18 protein-coding genes are annotated in these 19,625 nt (G+C 33.4%); 11 read left to right on the forward strand and 7 right to left on the reverse strand.

The genetic code is table 11. The features are described 5' to 3' along the window. Positions 1–18 precede the first annotated feature (18 nt). Positions 19–966: a hypothetical protein gene (locus tag B3J26_RS14115; RefSeq protein WP_291074875.1), complete on the forward strand. Its 948-nt coding sequence runs from the start codon at positions 19–21 to the stop codon at positions 964–966. A 187-nt stretch (positions 967–1,153) separates the two neighbouring features. On the opposite strand, the gene B3J26_RS14120 is transcribed toward B3J26_RS14115, so the two are convergent. Continuing rightward, positions 1,154–2,221 (reverse strand): M20 family metallo-hydrolase, encoded by a 1,068-nt coding sequence (locus tag B3J26_RS14120; protein ID WP_280051628.1) that lies wholly within the window; start codon positions 2,219–2,221, stop codon positions 1,154–1,156. Beyond that, positions 2,215–2,982 (reverse strand): acetylglutamate kinase, encoded by a 768-nt coding sequence (argB, locus tag B3J26_RS14125; protein ID WP_219034928.1) that lies wholly within the window; start codon positions 2,980–2,982, stop codon positions 2,215–2,217. Before argB ends, B3J26_RS14120 begins: the two co-directional genes overlap by 7 nt. Before the next feature lie 251 nt (positions 2,983–3,233). On the opposite strand from argB, the gene B3J26_RS14130 reads away from it, so the two are divergent. From B3J26_RS14130 to carB, 8 genes are all read left to right on the forward strand, one after another. Continuing rightward, entirely contained in the window at positions 3,234–3,812 is a 579-nt protein-coding gene (locus B3J26_RS14130) for a GNAT family N-acetyltransferase (protein WP_291074877.1), read from the forward strand. A gap of 70 nt (positions 3,813–3,882) precedes the next feature. Further along, entirely contained in the window at positions 3,883–4,335 is a 453-nt protein-coding gene (locus tag B3J26_RS14135; protein ID WP_291074879.1) for an arginine repressor, read from the forward strand. A 7-nt stretch (positions 4,336–4,342) separates the two neighbouring features. Beyond that, positions 4,343–5,524: an argininosuccinate synthase gene (argG, locus tag B3J26_RS14140; RefSeq protein ID WP_291074881.1), complete on the forward strand. Its 1,182-nt coding sequence runs from the start codon at positions 4,343–4,345 to the stop codon at positions 5,522–5,524. A 94-nt stretch (positions 5,525–5,618) separates the two neighbouring features. Next, positions 5,619–6,605: an N-acetyl-gamma-glutamyl-phosphate reductase gene (gene argC / locus B3J26_RS14145; protein WP_280051626.1), complete on the forward strand. Its 987-nt coding sequence runs from the start codon at positions 5,619–5,621 to the stop codon at positions 6,603–6,605. A gap of 34 nt (positions 6,606–6,639) precedes the next feature. Continuing rightward, a complete protein-coding gene (locus B3J26_RS14150) occupies positions 6,640–7,002 on the forward strand; it encodes a four helix bundle protein (RefSeq protein ID WP_114999097.1) in 363 nt (120 codons plus the stop codon). Between the two features lie 27 nt (positions 7,003–7,029). Then, positions 7,030–8,166, forward strand: coding sequence for an aspartate aminotransferase family protein (locus B3J26_RS14155; RefSeq protein WP_291074883.1), 1,137 nt, complete (start codon positions 7,030–7,032; stop codon positions 8,164–8,166). Then, entirely contained in the window at positions 8,159–9,247 is a 1,089-nt protein-coding gene (gene carA, locus B3J26_RS14160; RefSeq protein WP_291074885.1) for a glutamine-hydrolyzing carbamoyl-phosphate synthase small subunit, read from the forward strand. Before B3J26_RS14155 ends, carA begins: the two co-directional genes overlap by 8 nt. 11 nt (positions 9,248–9,258) lie before the next feature. After that, positions 9,259–12,489, forward strand: coding sequence for a carbamoyl-phosphate synthase (glutamine-hydrolyzing) large subunit (carB, locus tag B3J26_RS14165; protein WP_291074887.1), 3,231 nt, complete (start codon positions 9,259–9,261; stop codon positions 12,487–12,489). Positions 12,490–12,592: 103 nt separating this feature from the next. Here carB and B3J26_RS14170 read toward each other — a convergent pair whose 3' ends face one another. The 4 genes from B3J26_RS14170 to B3J26_RS14185 all read right to left on the reverse strand — a co-directional run bounded on the left by B3J26_RS14170 (position 12,593) and on the right by B3J26_RS14185 (position 16,053). After that, complete coding sequence (locus B3J26_RS14170) at positions 12,593–13,627, reverse strand: DUF3667 domain-containing protein (protein WP_291074889.1); 1,035 nt, start codon at positions 13,625–13,627, stop codon at positions 12,593–12,595. 264 nt (positions 13,628–13,891) lie between these two features. Continuing rightward, entirely contained in the window at positions 13,892–14,599 is a 708-nt protein-coding gene (locus tag B3J26_RS14175) for a hypothetical protein (protein ID WP_291074891.1), read from the reverse strand. Between the two features lie 60 nt (positions 14,600–14,659). Beyond that, positions 14,660–15,382, reverse strand: a complete 723-nt coding sequence (locus B3J26_RS14180) for a tRNA threonylcarbamoyladenosine dehydratase (protein WP_291074893.1) — start codon at positions 15,380–15,382, stop codon at positions 14,660–14,662. Positions 15,383–15,396: 14 nt separating this feature from the next. Next, positions 15,397–16,053 (reverse strand): TatD family hydrolase, encoded by a 657-nt coding sequence (locus B3J26_RS14185; protein WP_291074895.1) that lies wholly within the window; start codon positions 16,051–16,053, stop codon positions 15,397–15,399. Positions 16,054–16,126: 73 nt separating this feature from the next. Between B3J26_RS14185 and mdtD the strand changes: the two genes are divergently transcribed. Beyond that, complete coding sequence (mdtD, locus tag B3J26_RS14190; protein ID WP_038336841.1) at positions 16,127–17,530, forward strand: multidrug transporter subunit MdtD; 1,404 nt, start codon at positions 16,127–16,129, stop codon at positions 17,528–17,530. Between the two features lie 62 nt (positions 17,531–17,592). Here mdtD and B3J26_RS14195 read toward each other — a convergent pair whose 3' ends face one another. Beyond that, a complete protein-coding gene (locus B3J26_RS14195) occupies positions 17,593–18,633 on the reverse strand; it encodes an asparaginase (RefSeq protein ID WP_180905964.1) in 1,041 nt (346 codons plus the stop codon). A gap of 125 nt (positions 18,634–18,758) precedes the next feature. Here B3J26_RS14195 and B3J26_RS14200 point away from each other — a divergent pair, with 125 nt between their 5' ends. Beyond that, a complete protein-coding gene (locus B3J26_RS14200) occupies positions 18,759–19,595 on the forward strand; it encodes a hypothetical protein (RefSeq protein ID WP_291074897.1) in 837 nt (278 codons plus the stop codon). Positions 19,596–19,625 lie beyond the last annotated feature (30 nt).

The raw sequence follows: 19,625 nt of genomic DNA on the forward strand, positions 1-19,625 counted from the left end.
AAATTTAAAAGAATTAAAATGTCAGAAAATAACAACAAACTAAAATCCTTAGACGAGATAGTATTTGAAGGTAGAAATAAAGCGTACGGTGCTTATGACATGAGAATGACTGAGAAGAGTACGTTATTGAAAGCTTTCATTCGTGGATTTATAGTAATTGCGATTTTAGCTTTTGCACTTATTGCTTCTGCAACAGGAATGTTTGATAGCAAGAAGACAGAAGATGTAGTCGTAGACGTTCAGCTTGAGGATTTGAATATTCCTGAACCTCCAAAAGAGGAAGAAGTAGTTGAACCAGAACCACCAAAGCCAGAGCCAGAACAAAGATATCAAGAAGAAACAGCTCAGGTTAGAGTGGTTATGCCAGAACCTAAAGCTCAGCCTAAAAAAGAAGAGCCTATTGTCGAAGTAAAAGAAATGGCGGACAAAGATTTAGGTTTAGTAGATAGAGAAGGTCCAAAATCAACAACACAAACTGGTGGTGCTAATGAAGTAAATACTAAAAAAGAAGCACCAAAAGATACACCAGCGACTCCTAATCCAGGAAAAGGTACAGAGCCTGCTGCTCCATCTACAGTAACTGCTCGTACAGCGGCTGTAATGGCAGTATATCCTGGTTGTGAGAAAGATGCTGCAAAAGGTAAACAAGCTGCAACAGACTGTTTATCTAAAAAGTTATCACAAGATTTACAAGACGAGTTGCAAGATTTTGCGAATGACGCTGCTGGTCAAGGTTTATCTGGTGTAGTAGCTGCTAAACTTTCTTTCCAAATTGATACGGAAGGTAGAATCGTTGGAATTTCTCCAATGGGTGATGCTAAGTTAGGTCCTGAAGCTAAAAAAGCTTTAGAGCGTATTACACAACGTCAACAAAAAAGAGGGAAAACGATCAAACCTGCTCAAACAGAAGATGGTCGTGCTGCGAAGTTGAATTTCAATATTCCAGTTAAAATGCAAATTGAGTAAGACTTAATTTCATATATAAAAAAAGAGGCTAAAATTAATTAGCCTCTTTTTTTTTGTGTTTAAATTTTAGAACAGATTTATATTTCTAATAAAATCCCCGCAGGTTTTAATTATCATATTTGATAAAATAAAAAGCATCTTCATTCAATTGAAGATGCTTTTTTGATTATAAGAGTTTATTATTAATTTAAAACGTAAAACCTTTCAATAAGCTTGTATATCGTTCAATTCCGTGTTCTATTTCGGATAAATAAATATATTCGTCTGGTGTGTGAGAACGAGCAGAATCTCCAGGTCCCATTTTTACGGTTTCGAAATTCATCATTGCTTGATCTGACATCGTTGGCGAACCATATGTTGTACAACCTAATTCTATTCCTTTTTGTACAATTGGATGATTTTCTGAAATACGTGAAGAATTTAAACGCAACGAACGTGCTTTAACTTCTGCTTTTGGCAAACAACTCGAAATAATATCAACGACTTCTTGATTTGAATATAATTCGTTCACGCGACAATCTACAACCAAACGACATTCATCTGGCACAACATTGTGTTGCTTTCCTGCTTCAATTTGTGTAACCGTCATTTTTACTGGTCCTAACATATCAGAAACTCTTTCGAATTGATACGTTTTGAACCAATTCATCACATCAATTGCTTCGTATATAGCATTTACACCTTCATTTCTTGCAGCATGTCCAGTTTTTCCTTTTACAATAACATCCATTACAACCAAACCGCGTTCTGCAATTGCCATGTCCATTTGTGTAGGTTCTCCTATAATTCCCAAATCGATTTTTGGTAGATTTGGTAAAATACTTGCAACATTCAATTGTCCTGAACTTTCTTCTTCAGCTGTGATTGCGACAATCAGATTAAATGGTAAATCATCATTCAAGAAATTGATATAAGTAGCCAATAAACTTACAGCAGAAGCTCCTGCATCGTTACTTCCCAAACCTACTAATTTATCGCCTTCTATCGTTGCTTTCAATGGATCATACGTCCAAGAAGAACCAAATTTTACCGTGTCGTGATGAGAGTTTAATAAAATTGTTTTTTTGTTCTCATCAAAATTTGGATGAATACTCCAAACATTGTTATTCTGACGATGAGCCGTAGCACCATGATCAGTTAAAAACTTGAAAATAATATCGGCCGTTTTATCTTCTTCGCTCGAAAAAGATTGAGTTTCGATTAATTGACACAACAAATCGACAGCTTTCTTTTTGAGAACAGTTAATTCTAACATAAAATTGTTTTAATCTCTGAGTTAATGTTGCGCGCGTGCACCAAACATACATTTTTTACACCCGCATTGATTACTTTGAATGAATTGTCTAATTTTGGAATCATTCCTTCGAAAATTACACCTTCTTCTTTTAACTGCAAATATAAAGTTTCGTTAATTTTTGGAATCAATGTTGTGTCATCATTTACATCACGAAGTACGCCAATTCTATCAAAACAGAAATTTAATTCTACTTCATTTTCTTGTGACATAGCAACCGCAATTGTAGAGGCAATAGTATCTGCATTAGTATTCAACAATTGTCCATTTCCATCATGTGTAATCGCACAAACAACAGGCGTAATATTGTTGTCAATTAATAATTGAAATAATTCTTTGTTGACGCTTTTATCATTCAAATCTCCAACAAAACCATAATCAATAGTTTTTACAGGACGCTTAGAACCTTTGATTGCATTACCATCTGCACCCGATAAACCTAATGCATTGCATCCAAATTCTTGCAATTTAGAAACGATAGATTTGTTCAAATTTCCGGCATATAATCCTGTCACAACATCCAATGTTGGTTTGTCTGTGATGCGACGACCTTCGATCATTTTAGGCTCGATTCCCAATTGATTTAACATCTTCGAAGCACCTTTTCCTCCACCATGAACCAAAATTTTTGGTTCTTTAATTTCGGAAAACGTTTGTAGGAATTGCTCTAAGTCTTGCTCGTTATCGATAATTCCGCCTCCTATTTTAATAATTTTCAACATTTTAATAAATATGTAAATTTTGTTTGCTTTTTTTTGGTGATACAAAAATATAATATTTAACTTTGCATCTCAGTATAATAACTGAATATCTTGTTGATTAATGGAAGAAATTACTGAAATTGTTCTTCTCAATTATGAGAGTAGCTTTCGCAATGAAAGCGCACCTTTTGCTTCTCATATTTTACTTAAGTGTGATGACAAAAGGTCATCTTTTCTCAATTCCTCTTTATTAATCGACTTTCCCTTAAATTATGTATGTTAGAATAGCAAATGCAGATGATGCCAAGTACACAGAATTGTTGTGCGAATGGTACGAAGAATCAGCTCGTATGAGAAAAACGGGTATTGCTAAACGAAATCCAGTTTATCTTGAACGCAAAATGCGTAATGGAAATGCTGTGATTGCTTTTGATGATGATGATCAAATAGCAGGGTTTAGCTACATAGAAACGTACGAAGAAGAAAAATTCGTCGTAAACTCAGGTTTAATTGTTCGTACAGATTTAAGGAGTTCAGGAATTGGACGCGAAATAAAACACGCTGTTTTTGAATTGTCACGTACAAAATTCCCGAAATCAAAAATCTTTAGTATTACAACTTCTTTAGCTGTAATGCGTATGAACACAAAATTAGGATACAAGCCAGTAACATTTTCGGAATTAACACAATCTGATGAATTTTGGAATGGATGTAAAAGTTGTAAAAACTATCACATCTTGATTGAAAATGATCGCGAGCGTTGTATTTGTACAGGATTGGTTTATGATAACCTTGATGACGAGTACGCTAAGCGCGCATTAGAAAATCAATCAAAAAAAGAAGATGAATAAATATACGAACTAAGGTTTTTTTTTGTCTAAAATGAGTATATTTGCATGAAATTCCGAATAAATATTCAAAATGAGTAATAAAAAATACAGATTCCAGATTATAAAAGATTTAATAACAGATCAAGAAATAAGTAATCAAGACGAATTATTAAAAAAATTAATCGATTTAGATATCACAGTTACTCAAGCCACTTTATCGAGAGATTTGCGCGAATTGAAAGTTTCAAAAGTTCCTAATAGTTCGGGACAATACATCTATCGCCTTACAGAAAGTGATGTTCCAACGGCAACCGTTACACATAACGAAAATGCAAGTTTGATTTTCTCTAAAAATTTGGGAGTTATCAAAACAAAACCAGGTTATGCAAACAGAATTGCTTTTGAGATTGACAACACACATTTCAATACAATAATTGGAACAATTGCTGGAGACGATACGGTATTAATCGTAATGAAAGAAGAGAGTAGCCGAGAAGAGGTTACCAATGAATTAAGAAGAATTATTCCCAATATAAACAAATAAACAAACAATGAGCAACAAAGCAGTTTTAGCTTACAGTGGAGGTTTAGATACATCGTACTGTTTGGTTAACTTAACAAAAGATCAAGGAATGGAAGTGCATACAGTAATTGTAAATACTGGTGGATTTTCGGCAGAAGAGTTAAAAGATATCGAAGAACGTGCCTACGAATTAGGATCTTCTAAACACGTTACAATTGATATTACAGACAAATATTACAACGATTGTGTTCGCTACTTAATCTACGGAAACATCTTGAAAAATAACACTTACCCATTATCAGTAAGTGCAGAACGTATGTTTCAGTCAATTGCAATTGCTCAGTATGCAAAAGATGTAGATGCAGAATACATTGTACATGGATCTACAGGAGCAGGAAATGATCAAATTCGTTTTGATGTTGCTTTTGCAGTTATCTCACCACAATCTAAAATCATCACACCAATTCGCGACGAAAAATTATCTCGTCAACAAGAGGTAGAATATTTACAAGCAAATGGTGTAAACTATAGTTGGGAAAAAGCTAAATACTCTATTAACAGAGGAATTTGGGGAACATCTGTTGGTGGAGTAGAAACATTAACATCTAACCAAGCGTTGCCAGAAGAAGCTTATCCAACACAATTATCAAGAACAGAACCATCTGTTATCGAAATTGAATTTGAAAAAGGTATTCCAGTAGGTTTAGATGGAGAAAAATTATCTCCAGTTGCATTAATTCAAAAATTAAACGAAATCGGTGGTGAATATGCAATTGGTCGCGACATCCACGTAGGAGATACAATTTTAGGTATCAAAGGACGTGTAGGTTTCGAAGCGCCAGCAGCTTATTTATTAATCAAAGCACACCACTTATTAGAAAAACATACACTTACAAGATGGCAATTGTTGCACAAAGATTCGTTATCAAACTGGTACGGAACTTTATTGCACGAAGCACAATACTTGGATCCAGTAATGCGTGATATCGAAGCATTCTTAGAATCTTCTCAAAATCATGTAACAGGAAAAGTGAAAGTACAATTAAATCCTTATCATTTCTCAATGATTGGAATCGAATCGCCTTATGATATGATGCAATCTAAAGTCGCTACTTATGGAGAAGAAAACGAAGCTTGGGATAGTAGAGATGCAAGAGGTTTCATCAAAATATTTGGTAATCAATTAAAGATTGTTCATAGTTTCGATTAATTGATTCTTTAAAGTGGATTCCAACGAGTCCACTTTATTTTAGAAATATAGTAGAGGTATTATACCTTAAAAAAACACGCGCAAAACATAACAAATGACAAACAAAATTAACGTAAGCATTGTAGGAGGTGCTGGCTACACAGCAGGCGAACTGCTAAGAATATTGATACATCACCCGATGGTTAATATTTCGTCTGTGTACAGTACATCAAATGCAGGCAACCCCGTTACCAAAGTGCACGACGATTTGTTTGGAGAAACTGACATCGTATTTTCGGATAAAATAGACGAAAATGCTGATGTCGTTTTTTTATGCCTTGGTCACGGAAAATCGGCAGAGTTTTTAAAGAATAATAAATACTCAGCCAACACAAAAATTATTGATTTGAGCAACGATTTTCGATTAAATGAGAACCACATTTTCGAAGATAGAACGTTTGTTTACGGTTTACCAGAATTAGATCGCGAAGCAATCAAAACAGCTCAAAATATTGCAAATCCAGGTTGTTTTGCAACAGCTATTCAATTAGCATTGTTACCATTGGCAGCGAAAAATGAAATCAAAAATGATATTCATATCAATGCTGTAACGGGTTCTACAGGTGCTGGACAAAGTTTATCAGCTTCTACGCACTTTAGTTGGCGAAACAATAACGTTTCTTTCTACAAAGAATTTACGCATCAACACGAAGGAGAAATTTACCAAACATTGAATCAATTAGAAAAAGATTTCAATAACAAAGTATATTTCTTACCAATGCGAGGAGATTTTGCGCGCGGAATTTTAGCAGGTGTTTATTTAAAATCTGATTTATCAGAAGAAGAAGCAAAAAATATCTTCAACGAATATTACAAAAACGAACCTTTTACACATGTTTCTGACGCACCAATTGCATTGAAACAAGTCGTAAATACCAACAAATGTTTTTTACATATCCAGAAACAAGACGATGTATTGTTAATCACTTCTATCATCGATAATCTAACAAAAGGAGCTTCTGGACAAGCCGTAGAAAACATGAACTTGATGTTCGGTTGGGAAGAAAACTTAGGACTTAATCTTAAAACTGTGGCGTTTTAGAAGGCTTAAGGCTGAAAGCTTAACGGTAAACGATATGCAAGATTTTAGGAACATAAAAGTTTGGAATGAATCTCATCAACTTGCTTTGAAAGTTTATGAAATAACTTCTGAATATCCTCAATATGAGATGTTTAATCTAACCTCTCAATTAAGAAGAGCTTGTGTATCTATCCCGAATAATATAGCAGAAGGTTGTGGTAGAAATTCGGATAAAGATTTTTTACGATTCCTTCATATCTCTTTAGGTTCTACAAATGAAACGCTTTATTTATTGATTCTATCAAAAGATTTGAAATTGATAACAGGAGAAATATTTAAAGAACTTGAATATAAAGTTGAAAAAGTAAAAGCGATGTTATTAGCTTTTATTAAAACAATTAATAATCGTTTAGCGTAAACCGTTAAACGTAAAACTTAAAAGAAAATGAAACTATTTGACGTATATCCATTAATGAATGTAACTCCGGTTAAAGCTAAAGATTGTATTCTTTGGGACGAAAACGGAAAAGAATATTTGGACCTTTATGGAGGTCACGCAGTGATTTCTATCGGTCACTCGCATCCATATTATGTTGAGAAATTAAGAGAACAAATTAATAATATCGGGTTTTATTCAAACTCAGTAAATATTCCGATTCAACAAGAATTGGCAGAAAAATTAGGTAAAGCATCAGGTTACGAAGATTATACTTTATTCTTGATTAACTCTGGAGCAGAAGCTAATGAAAATGCAGTAAAACTAGCCTCTTTTCACACAGGAAAAGACCGTGTAATTGCGTTCAAAGATGCGTTTCATGGACGAACTTCAGGAACAGTTGCGCTAACAGATAATCCAAAAATTGTAGCTCCATTTAATTCTCATCACAAAGTATCTTTCGTAGAATATAACATTGATGAAGTGAAAGAAGTAATTGCTGGAGGAGATGTTGCAGCGGTAATTTACGAACCAATTCAAGGAGTTGGAGGAATCATTTTACCTTCTGACGAGTTTGTACAAGAATTAAGAAAAGTTTGTACAGAAAATGGAGTGGTTTTAATTGCAGATGAAATTCAATGTGGTTATGGACGATCTGGGAAATTCTTTGCGCATCAACATTCATGTATCAAAGCAGATTTGATTACGATGGCAAAAGGAATGGGGAACGGATTTCCAATCGGTGGAGTTTTAATCTCTCCAGAATTTAAAGCTTCTTATGGATTATTAGGAACAACTTTCGGAGGAAATCATTTAGCTTGTGCTGCTGCAGTCGCGGTTTTAGATGTGATTGAGCAAGAAAACTTAATCGAAAATGCAAAAGAAATTGGAGAATATATTGGAATCCAATTAAATAAATTTCCAAAAATTAAAGAAGTTCGTGGTCGAGGATCAATGATTGGTATCGAGTTTGATTTCCCAATCGGCGAATTAAAAAACAACTTAGTTACAAAACACAATATTTTTGTAGGCTACGCTGGTACAAACGTTATTCGTTTATTGCCACCTTTAACAGTAACAAAACAATACATAGATAAATTCATATCAGCTTTAGAAACTGAAATTAACATTATCATCAATGGATAAGACAGTAAAATTAGTATTCCAAGACGGATTAGAAATCGAAGGAAAATCTTTCGGTGCGTATACTTCTGCCGCAGGAGAAGTAGTATTCAACACAGCTTTGGTTGGATATAATGAAAGTTTGACTGACCCTTCTTACAAAGGGCAGATTATGGTGATGACAGCTCCAATGATCGGAAACTATGGTGTTCCAGATGATAAAGCAATGATTAATGAAATTGAAGCTTGGATGGAATCGAACCAAATTCAAGTAACTGGATTGGTTGTTTCTTATTATGCTGATGATTATTCGCATTGGAACGCTATTCAAAAATTAGGAGCTTGGTTAGAAAGTCAAAACATTCCTGGTATTTATGGCGTAGATACACGTATGATTACAAAAAAATTACGTGAGCAAGGTTCTACTTTAGGAAAAATTGTAGCTGATACAGATGTCGCATATTACGATCCGAACGAAGATAATTTAGTAGATCAAGTTTCTTGTAAAGAAGTGATTCGTTACAACGAAGGTGCTGATGTCAAAATTGTTTTGATTGATTGTGGAGTAAAAAACAACATTATCCGTTGTTTCACTAATCGAGGAGTTGAAGTAATTCGTGTGCCATGGGATTACGATTACTCTACATTAGAATACGATGGATTATTCATCTCAAACGGACCTGGTGATCCAGCTTTATGTATTCCTACAATTAATAATATCAAAGAATCTTTGAAAGGAGATAAACCAATTTTCGGAATTTGTTTAGGAAATCAATTGGTTAGTTTAGCTGCTGGAGCATCTACTTTCAAATTAAAATACGGACACCGTTCACATAATCAACCTGTACAATTAGTTGGAACAAAAAGATGTTTTATTACATCTCAAAACCACGGTTTCGCAGTAGATGATTCTAAATTACCAGAAGGATTTAAAACATTCTTTACGAACTTAAATGATGGAACGTGTGAAGGAATTCGTCACGAATCAAAACCAATCTTTACAGTTCAATTCCACCCAGAAGCAATGGGAGGACCAGTTGATACAGAATATTTATTTGATGAATTCATCGAAGAAGTAAAAAAATATAAAAACGCTAACGCATAATCAGAATCACGATGTTAAAAAAAGATATTAAAAAAGTATTAGTATTAGGATCAGGAGCATTAAAAATTGGTCAAGCTGGTGAGTTTGATTATTCTGGTTCGCAAGCGTTAAAAGCGTTAAAAGAAGAAGGAATTAAAACAGTTTTAATTAATCCAAATATTGCAACTGTTCAAACTTCTGAAGGAATTGCAGACGAAGTTTACTTCTTACCTGTAACGCCTTACTTTGTGGAAGAAGTCATTAAAAAAGAAAAACCAGACGGAGTTTTAGTTGCCTTTGGAGGACAAACAGCTTTAAACTGTGCGGTTGAATTAAATAAAGAAAATATATTCGAGAAATATGGTGTTGAGGTTTTAGGAACTCAAATTCCAGTAATTGAAGCAACGGAAGATCGTGATATTTTCATCGAAAAATTAGACCAAATTGGTGTTTTAACTGCTCGTTCAGAAGCAGTAGAAACTGTAGAAGACGCAATGGCAGCTGGTAAACGCATCGGTTTCCCATTAATCATTCGTGCGGCGTACGCTTTAGGAGGTTTAGGTTCTGGTTTCGCAAATAACGAAGAAGAATTATTAGATTTAGTTGAAAAAGCATTCAATTATTCTTCTCAAGTTTTAGTGGAAGAGTCATTAAAAGGATGGAAAGAAATTGAGTACGAAGTAGTTCGTGATTCTTACGATAACTGTATCACAGTTTGTAACATGGAGAACTTCGATCCGATTGGAGTTCATACTGGAGAGTCAATCGTTATTGCACCTTCTCAAACTTTATCAAATTCAGAATATCATAAATTACGTGAAGTTGCCATTCGCACAATTCGCCATCTTGGTGTAGTTGGAGAATGTAACATTCAGTATGCTTTCGACACAGTTTCTGAGGAATATCGTGTAATTGAGGTGAACGCTCGTTTATCTCGTTCGTCAGCTTTGGCGTCAAAAGCAACAGGTTATCCTTTAGCTTTCGTGGCTGCTAAATTGGCATTAGGTTATTCTTTAGATGAGTTGAAAAATAGTGTAACGCAAACGACATCTGCGATGTTCGAGCCAGCGTTAGATTATTGTGTGGTGAAATTGCCTCGTTGGGATTTAAATAAATTCTACGGAGTTCGTCGTAACATTGGTTCTGCAATGAAATCTGTTGGAGAAGTAATGGCAGTTGGACGTTCTTTCGAGGAAGCAATTCAGAAAGGAGTTCGTATGTTAGACATCGGACATAGAGGTTTCGTAGCAAATGGATTCAAAATTCCAGAAGGTGAATCTTTGGATACGTGGTTAGCTGAGCCAAATGACGAGCGTTTATATGCGATTACTGAAGCTTTCAAAGCGGGATATTCGATTGAAAAAATTCACGATTTAACAAAAATCGATTTATGGTTTTTACAACGTTTAGAAAGAATTTTTAATGTATCAAAAGAATTTGAAGCGTTAGAAAGATTTGAACAAGTTGAAGCAGATTTAGTAAAACGTGCAAAATTATTAGGATTCTCGGATCAACAAATTGCAGTTTTAGTAAAAGGAGATCAAAACATACACAGAAACGAATTAACAGTTCGTGAATTACGTAAAAACTTCGGAATTAAACCTGTTGTAAAACAAATTGATACGTTAGCAGCAGAATTCCCTGCACAAACAAATTATTTATATGTAACCTATCACGGAACTGAAAATGATTTGGAGCCAGAAACTGAGAAAGCAGTTTGTATTTTAGGATCTGGAGTTTATCGTATTGGTTCGTCTGTAGAGTTTGACTGGTGTTCTGTAAATGCAGCGCATACAGCATCAAAAAATGGTTACAAAACAATTATCATTAACTATAATCCAGAAACGGTTTCGACAGATTATGATGAGTCAGATCGTTTATACTTCGAAGAATTGTCTTTTGAACGTGTAATGGATATTTTAGATTTTGAACAACCTGAAGGAACAATTATTTCGACAGGAGGTCAAATTCCGAATAATTTAGCGATGAAATTGTACGATCAATCAATAAATATTTTAGGAACTTCTCCTTTAAGAATTGATGATGCAGAAAATCGTCACAAATTCTCAGAAATATTAGATGAATTAGGAATCGATCAACCACGTTGGAAAGAGCTTTCTTCTTTAGAAGCGATTCACAAATTTGTGGAAGAAGTTAATTTCCCAGTATTGATTCGTCCTTCTTATGTCTTATCTGGAGCTGCGATGAATGTAGTTTCGAATACACATGAGTTAGATGCTTTCTTGAAATTAGCGAAAGAAGTTTCTCCTGATTATCCAGTTGTTGTTTCAGAATTCGTACAAGGCGCAAAAGAAATTGAGTTGGATGCAGTTTGTCAAAACGGAGAAATTGTAGATTACGCAGTTTCTGAACACGTAGAATTTGCGGGAGTTCACTCAGGAGATGCAACAATGTATTATCCACCACAAAAAGTGTACATCGAAACAATTCGTCAAATGCGTAAAGTTGCAGCGAAAATTGCAAAACGTTTCGAAATTTCTGGACCAATGAACATTCAGTTCTTGTCAAAAAATAATACAGTTCGTGTGATCGAAACTAATATTCGTGCTTCTCGTTCGTTCCCATTCGTATCGAAAGTTGCTGGAAATAACATGATCGAAAAAGCAACAAAAGTTTTATTAGGATTAGAAGTAGAAAAGGGACATTCAGAAATCGTTTACGATTTAGATTATGTTGGAGTGAAAGCTTCTCAGTTCTCATTTACACGTTTAGCAGGAGCAGATCCAGTTTTATCAGTAGACATGTCTTCGACAGGAGAAGTTGGATGTATCGGTGATACAGCGGAAGAAGCTTTATTAAAATCAATGCTATCTGTTGGGTATGAAATTCCTGAGAAAACAGTTTTAATTTCTGGTGGACCAATTGCTTCTAAAGTTGCTTTGTTAGAGCCAGCGAAACAATTAATCGCAAAAGGTTACAAAATTTATGCAACAGAAGGAACGCACAAATTCTTTACAGAAAATGATGTGTATTCTACACTTGTTTACTGGCCTTCTGATAAAAAAGAGCCAAATGTAATGTCTTATTTACATGATAAGAAAATTGATATGGTGATCAACATTCCGAAAAACTTAACAAAAGCGGAATTAGACAACGATTATCAAATTCGTCGTACAGCAGTAGATTTCAATATTCCGTTGGTTACAAATGCACGTTTAGCTTCGGCTTTCATCAATGCATTTACAACCTTAACAATGGATGATTTAAAAATCAAAACTTGGAACGAATACCGTAATAAATAGAAATTAGAATCTAGATATTAGAAGTTAGAAAGCCTCGCAAATGCGAGGCTTTTTTTATGTTATTTTTTTGAATTTGTCATTCCGATGGATCGAGGAATCTTTGTCAAGCATGAAGAAATGAATACAAAATAATTCCAATAACGATTATTGAGAAAATAAACGTATTAATTCCTAAAAGTATAGCACCTTTAATTGTTGTAATGATAAATCCTTGGTTATAGAGTTTTTTCAACGCAAGGAAAAAGTAAACAATAAGATATAAAACAATCAATGTATTAATTAAAGCTATTATGGCTGATACAGCATTACTATCAATATAATCTGAAAGTTTATTCAAAAGAAAATAAACTAAAATAGATAAAAGAATTACCGTAAAATAATGCAGTGTAAAAATTCCGTGATCAAAATACCACCATTTCTTTTTGTTGTAAAAAATCCATAAGAAGAAAGCAAACAAAGGCATGTATACAAACAAAACTTTCGGAATGACATGCAAAGATTTCTCAACAATAGCTTCTCCTAATTGTTCATCAGAAACCTTTCTTTTTCTTAACTCTTGGTATTTTTCAATAAAGGGAGATAATATTGGAACGTTATTTTTTACTTCAGATTGCAAGTTTTTAATAGATTCATCATTTACTTCTTCTAAAGAATTTATGTTTTTATTCTTTTCAAATTCAGATTTTATTTTTGCACCTTGCTCGATAGTTGTTAATCCTTTGTTCTGTAAAGTGTCTATTGTAGCATTAAGTGCTTTTTGAATTTTTTCAGTATTTTCTATTGATATAGGTTCATTGGAACTATCATTATATTCAGTTTTATGAGAAGGAAAAATAGAAATAATAAAAAACGTTACAAAACTGACAAAAATGTACATTTTTACAGGATTAACAGAACTATTTCGTTTACCACTCAAATATTCTTTGGTTAATACCCCAGGTTTTAAAAATAGTTTTTTGATCGTTTGCCAAAAACTTCCATCGTAATGAACAAAATCTTCGATAAAGTGTGTAAATAAAAAGTGAAACGGTTGTCGTGTTTCTACATTTTCTTGTCCGCAATGTGTGCAATAATGTTCTTCTACGTAATGTCCACAATTTTGGCAATTATGATCTTCTCTTAGTTTTCCGTGACTCATGTGTTAATTCTTAGTGATGATAAATCTATAAAAAGATTATTTATTTTGAAATAATCACGAAGAAATATTTGATTAAATATAGATTAAGAAAATAGCTTTTTTGTCTTTCAAAGTTTTTTGTGATGTCTAAATTTAATGCGAAGCTGAAATAAATTCAGTTTGACAAACTAGTTGAGTCATCCTGAACACATTTCAGTAAACATTAAAACAAAAAATCCACTTCAACAGAAGTGGATTTTTTTATTTCTTGTAAAAATAGTTGGCTTAAAACTCAGCAAAAAAAGCTTCTACTTTTTCTACACCGTTTGCATCTAAGGCTTCAACCAATTCTTTTTTGATTTCAGTTAATTCTTTCTTTTTCGCTTTTTTCAAAACTGGTTTTGCAGTTTCCAAAAAGTTTTCGATTTGTTCTAAACCACGAGAACTTAAGAATTTTTCGTCTGTTTTTTTCAATTTAGCATAAACTTGTACCAACATTCTACATTGTTCCAAAGCCAAAACGTATTCTTTTACATTTTCTAACGTAATCATGTAATGTAACATCAATTGTACTGAAGGCATATTACGTTGGTGACCAAATTTCGTGTATTTTTCTAATGCAATTCCAAAAGATTCTTTACTACGTTCGATATTTTTATTTAAAGCTGCAGAAATCACAACGTTAAACCAATCGTCCGAATTATCAGAGTTTTGAGCGATATCGAAAAATGCATTATCCGCATTCTCAAAATCTTGTAAACTATAATAGGATAACGCAATTAATTTCTTTGCATCGTACAATTGTTTTGGGTCTTTTGCATCCAATAAACCTTCACAAATTTTGATACACATCTCGAAATTGCTGTTTCCAAATAAATCTCTCGCAGTGTTCAACAACGAATTAGTCGCATTCTGTTCCAACGCTTGCTCGTACATAAATTGACGCGCTCTCAAAACATCCTCGTATGTGATATAATCGTAATTGATTTTCATCTTTTTCGTCTCTTTGTTAATTCGCAACTAAATTAATTAAATCTTTAAGAAAGTACTTAATTATTTATCTTTTTTTAATAAATGTCGAATCACCGTTTCTGCCGCGTGCAATCCGAATAAACCAGGCATCCACGAATTAGTTCCGTAAAACGATTTTTTATAATTTTTTCCGTCCGTTAATTTAACCGAAGATTCATCAGGAACTTCTGTCGAAAAAACAGCTTTTACACCTTTATTAATTCCTTCTTTTTTTAATCGTTTTCTAACATTTTTTGCCAACGGACAAACATCTGTTTTGCTAATATCACGTACTTGTACTTTGCTTGCCAAATATTTTCCACCAGCGCCCATATTGCTGATTACTTTAATTTTTTTGCGTTTTGCAGCTAAAATCAAATTAATTTTTGGTGTAACAGAATCGATGCAATCTAACACATAATCAAAATCTGGTGTGACGATTTCGTGTGTACGTTCTGGACTCAAAAATTCGTTGATACGCGTTAATTCTAATTCAGGATTAATGTCCATTAAACGATCGCCAACGATGTCTACTTTGTGTTGTCCAACTGTCGAATGCAAAGCGGGCAATTGTCGGTTAATATTTGTAATGTCAACAGTATCACCATCAACAATAGTCATTTTTCCAACTCCTGCGCGTGCGATAAATTCTGCGGCAAAAGAGCCAACTCCACCTAAACCAACAACTAAAATGTTCGAATTTTTTAGGATTTCTAAACCTTCTTCTTTGAATAATAATTCAGCTCTTTCTTGCCAAACTGCCATTGAAATGTATTTTATTATGATTGAACTTCGTAACCAAAAACTGTTTTCCAATTTTCTGCTTGTTGAAGTTGTAATTCCTCGATTGTAATTTTTCTCAAATCTGCTGCAAAAGTATAAATTTCTTCAATAGAAATTTCGCTTGCATCATTTTCCAAAAAGAATTGATTCGCAGAAAGATTTGCAAATATAATTTGTAAGTTTTTGTTTGATAGAAGATTTTTACCAAAAGATACAAAACAATTTTGCGCAATAATTTGATTAAGCAATTGTTCATTCTTATTGAAACCATGAAAAATAAACGGAATCGTCAATTTCATTTGTTTTCGAATGTGTAAAATTTCTTGATAAGCGCGAACCGAATGTATAATGACTGGAAGTTGATGTTGGGTTGCAATTTCTAATTGTTTTTCAAAAACATTGATTTGTAATTCAAAATCTGTTTCGCACAATTTATCCAATCCAATTTCACCAATCGCCAAACAGTTTTTATTCGAAATAGTTTGATTGATAATTTCGATTTCTTCCTCTATTGATGAGGTATTGATGTAAGCTGGATGAATCCCAATCGAAAACAATTTTGCTTCATTATTCAACTCATTTGGAAACTGATTATACAATTCCAAAACATCTGTTTGATGAACTAAATGATGTGTATGCGCGTTGAGAAACATAGTTCAAATTTAATCTTTTTCAATGATTTTCCGAAATGTTAAAATAGGAATAGAATTTGCTGTAGGAATTTCAATGAATTCAGATCATATTTTAAGTCCAAAAATGTTGAAGTTTTTGCCATGGCTTGGTGCGATGGCAATTTTTATGCAAGCTTTGGACGCTACAATTTTAAATACATCATTGCCTACAATCGCAAAAGAATTAGGAAAATCTCCTTTGGAAATTCAGTCGATTATCGTTGCGTATACATTAACAATCGCTTTGTTAATTCCTTTGAGTGGTTGGCTTTCGGATAAATATGGAACGAAAAAAGTTTTTCAATCAGCGATATTGATTTTTACACTTGGATCCACACTTTGTGCATTTGCCACAACTTTACCTTTTTTAGTCATTTCACGCGTTATACAAGCGATTGGAGGATCGATGATGGTTCCTGTTGTACGTTTAGCAATTTTATATGCTTATCCAAAAAGTGAATTATTAAAAGTAATTAATTTTATAACTATACCAGGGTTAATAGGACCACTTTTAGGACCAACAATTGGAGGTATTTTGGTTGAAACGTTATCGTGGCATTGGATTTTCATCGTGAATATTCCATTCGGAATTATTGCACTTTGGATGACAACTTTTGCGATCCCCGATTTTAAACATCCAGTTTTTAAATTTGATATCAGAGGTTTGATTCTTTTTAGTGGAGGAGTTACTGTCTTAACATTGATTATGGAATTGACATCTTCTCGTGTGATTGGCCTGCAAACTGTATTGGCATTGACTGTAGTTTCTGCCTTTTTGATTGGTTTGTATATTTATCATGCAAAACATAAACAACATCCTTTAATCGATTTGAATTTGTTTAACATTAGAACTTTGCGAATTGGTATTATAGGAAATCTTATTACACGATTAGGAATTGGAGGAATACCTTTTCTTATTCCGCTTTTATTGCAAGTTGGTTATGGATATTCGGCTACTGTAGCGGGATTAATTATGATTCCATCTGCAACAAGTAACATTATTGCAAAATCGTTTGTTGTGCCAATTGTGAATAAATTTGGTTATCGAAATACGTTGATTTCCAATACAATAACTTTAGGATTAATCATTTGTATGTTTTTCTTTTTAGAATCGAAATCACCAATTTATTATATCATTCCGTTAATGGTTTTGAATGGATTTTTTAGTTCAATTCAATTTACGGCGATGAATACCTTGTCTTTAGCCGATTTGGACGAAAATACATCCAGCGAAGGGAATAGTTTATTATCGGTTACACAACAATTATCACTAACATTTGGAATTTCTGTAGCTGCATTAATTTTAGGTGTTTTTAGACAAGCAGGATTTGTAAATGGAGTGGAAGTACAAGCTTTTCGTTATTCATTTTTGACGATGGGCGTGATGACAATTTTATCAACTTACATCTTTTTCAAATTAAGAGAATCTGATGGCGCTTCAATGTCGGGGAAGAAATAAAATTTAGAACATAAAAAAATCTCTACCAAGTAGAGATTTTTTTCGTTTTATATTATTTTGATTTAATCATTGTAAAAATGATGGCGAAGTTCACCTTTCAAGTTTGCTTCGTATTGCGTTTTGAATTCTTCTTTCGAAAGGTTTTGACCTAATAAATAAATGGCTTTGGTAATTGCAGCTTCCATTGTCAAATCATAACTCGAAATTGCGCCCATATTTAGTAACGCATCACTTGTAGCATAACGTCCAAGTTCTACCATTCCGCCAGCACATTGCGTGTTGATGATAAGATGAACTCCTTTATTCGTTACTTCTTCCAGCAATTCAATAAACCAACTATCGGTAAAAATATTTCCTGTTCCGAAAGCCTCAATAATAAAAGCTTTCATGTTCGGAGCGTTTAAAACACTTTCGATAAAAGAACGATTCATTCCAGGGAAAATCTTCAAAACACCAACATCAGCATTTAGATTTTTGTTGATCGAAAGTTTATCCGTAACAACATTTTTTAACAATAAATCTTCTTTCACTTCCAGATGAACACCGGAAACTCCAATTACTGGATAATTCGGCGACTCGAAAGCATCAAAGTTTTCTGCATTAATCTTAGTTGTTCTATTCGCACGAAACAATTTATATTCAAAATACACACAAACTTCCTTGATAATTGGTTTGTCATTTTTACGTAACGAAGCCAATTGAATCGAAGTAATTAAGTTTTCTTTCGCATCTGTGCGCAAATCTCCAATTGGTAATTGTGAACCAGTGAAAATGACAGGTTTCTCGAGGTTATCAATCATAAAACTCATTGCAGAAGCTGTATACGCCATTGTATCTGTTCCGTGCAAAACAACAAAACCATCATAGTTTTCGTAGTTTTGTTGAATGGTTTCGGCAATTTCTATCCAATATTTAGGTTTCATATCAGACGAATCTATAGGCGTATCGAAACTATGATAATCGAAAGAACAATCTAACAGACCCAATTCCGGAATTTGTTTCAACAAATTATCAAAATTGAAAGGTTTCAAGGATTGGTCACCATAATCTTTCGCCATTCCAATTGTTCCTCCTGTGTAAATTAATAAAATTTTTGTTTGCATGCGGTTTGATTAATTTCTGGTTAAAATTAACCATTATAAAAAATCTGTACAACATCTTTTCTTAAACTCCGATATTTTGTAAATTGGATAAATAATTGTGAACATAAATTTAAACTATCAACTTGATGAAACTATTACTTTTAGCCATTACAACTTTGTTAACATCAGCTTATGTTAATGCACAATCTGATGAAGGATTGTTTGAAGTTGAGTACGAAATGAACGGACAAGAACTGAAATCTTTTGCTTTTTCTACGGATAATTGTGCGCAGAATTTGATTGTGAAATCGTGGGAAAATTGGGTAACGAACAAAGAAGGTTCTTCTGCTTTTTTGAAAAGACATGAAGCGAGTAATATCAAGTTCAAAAATTCGCAAGATGTGTATAAATCTGTGATTAGTTTGGTTGATGAAGAAAATGGAAAAACGACTGTGATTAATACATTAACGGATCAAAATGGAATGACATTTAATAGTAATTCGGCAGAGTTTGATAAAATTTATGCTCAATTGCAAGATTTAGCAACAAAAACGAAGCAAGGTTGTGTACGAAATGAGTTGAGGTTAGCGAACGAAAATATGATTCGATTGACAAAAGAAAACGCTGATGCACAATTGAAAAAAGGAAACTCGATCAAATCATATCTAAAAGATAATAACACCTTATTGAAATTAGAAAGTAAAAAGCAAGCTTTGGGCGATAAGTTAGATTTGGTGGTGAATCAATTGGAAAGAGAATCGAATGATAAAGTAACTGATGGTTTGATGAAGAAAAAGATAAAAACAGAAAATTCTTTGCGATCGATAGAAGATCAAGTAGTAACATTGAGCGGAAAAATACAAATTGCCGAAGAGAATGATAAAGGTTTGGATGCAAAAATTAATCAATTAACAAGTCAAATTCAACAACAACGCTCGATTACGGAAAATTTAAAAAAGAAATATTCATCAATTGCACGATAATTGTTAGAGAAATTATATATTTACTAAATA

Source organism: Empedobacter sp. UBA5987, from assembly GCF_002429865.1.
GTDB lineage: Bacteria > Bacteroidota > Bacteroidia > Flavobacteriales > Weeksellaceae > Empedobacter > Empedobacter falsenii_B.

Excerpts from the sequence above, each read along its gene's own strand:
- B3J26_RS14115 (WP_291074875.1), top strand. The coding sequence starts at position 19 with ATGTCAGAAAATAACAACAAACTAAAATCCTTAGACGAGATAGTATTT.
- B3J26_RS14120 (WP_280051628.1), bottom strand. The coding sequence starts at position 2,221 with ATGTTAGAATTAACTGTTCTCAAAAAGAAAGCTGTCGATTTGTTGTGT.
- argB (WP_219034928.1), bottom strand. The coding sequence starts at position 2,982 with ATGTTGAAAATTATTAAAATAGGAGGCGGAATTATCGATAACGAGCAA.
- B3J26_RS14130 (WP_291074877.1), top strand. The coding sequence starts at position 3,234 with ATGTATGTTAGAATAGCAAATGCAGATGATGCCAAGTACACAGAATTG.
- B3J26_RS14135 (WP_291074879.1), top strand. The coding sequence starts at position 3,883 with ATGAGTAATAAAAAATACAGATTCCAGATTATAAAAGATTTAATAACA.
- argG (WP_291074881.1), top strand. The coding sequence starts at position 4,343 with ATGAGCAACAAAGCAGTTTTAGCTTACAGTGGAGGTTTAGATACATCG.
- argC (WP_280051626.1), top strand. The coding sequence starts at position 5,619 with ATGACAAACAAAATTAACGTAAGCATTGTAGGAGGTGCTGGCTACACA.
- B3J26_RS14150 (WP_114999097.1), top strand. The coding sequence starts at position 6,640 with ATGCAAGATTTTAGGAACATAAAAGTTTGGAATGAATCTCATCAACTT.
- B3J26_RS14155 (WP_291074883.1), top strand. The coding sequence starts at position 7,030 with ATGAAACTATTTGACGTATATCCATTAATGAATGTAACTCCGGTTAAA.
- carA (WP_291074885.1), top strand. The coding sequence starts at position 8,159 with ATGGATAAGACAGTAAAATTAGTATTCCAAGACGGATTAGAAATCGAA.
- carB (WP_291074887.1), top strand. The coding sequence starts at position 9,259 with ATGTTAAAAAAAGATATTAAAAAAGTATTAGTATTAGGATCAGGAGCA.
- B3J26_RS14170 (WP_291074889.1), bottom strand. The coding sequence starts at position 13,627 with ATGAGTCACGGAAAACTAAGAGAAGATCATAATTGCCAAAATTGTGGA.
- B3J26_RS14175 (WP_291074891.1), bottom strand. The coding sequence starts at position 14,599 with ATGAAAATCAATTACGATTATATCACATACGAGGATGTTTTGAGAGCG.
- B3J26_RS14180 (WP_291074893.1), bottom strand. The coding sequence starts at position 15,382 with ATGGCAGTTTGGCAAGAAAGAGCTGAATTATTATTCAAAGAAGAAGGT.
- B3J26_RS14185 (WP_291074895.1), bottom strand. The coding sequence starts at position 16,053 with ATGTTTCTCAACGCGCATACACATCATTTAGTTCATCAAACAGATGTT.
- mdtD (WP_038336841.1), top strand. The coding sequence starts at position 16,127 with ATGAATTCAGATCATATTTTAAGTCCAAAAATGTTGAAGTTTTTGCCA.
- B3J26_RS14195 (WP_180905964.1), bottom strand. The coding sequence starts at position 18,633 with ATGCAAACAAAAATTTTATTAATTTACACAGGAGGAACAATTGGAATG.
- B3J26_RS14200 (WP_291074897.1), top strand. The coding sequence starts at position 18,759 with ATGAAACTATTACTTTTAGCCATTACAACTTTGTTAACATCAGCTTAT.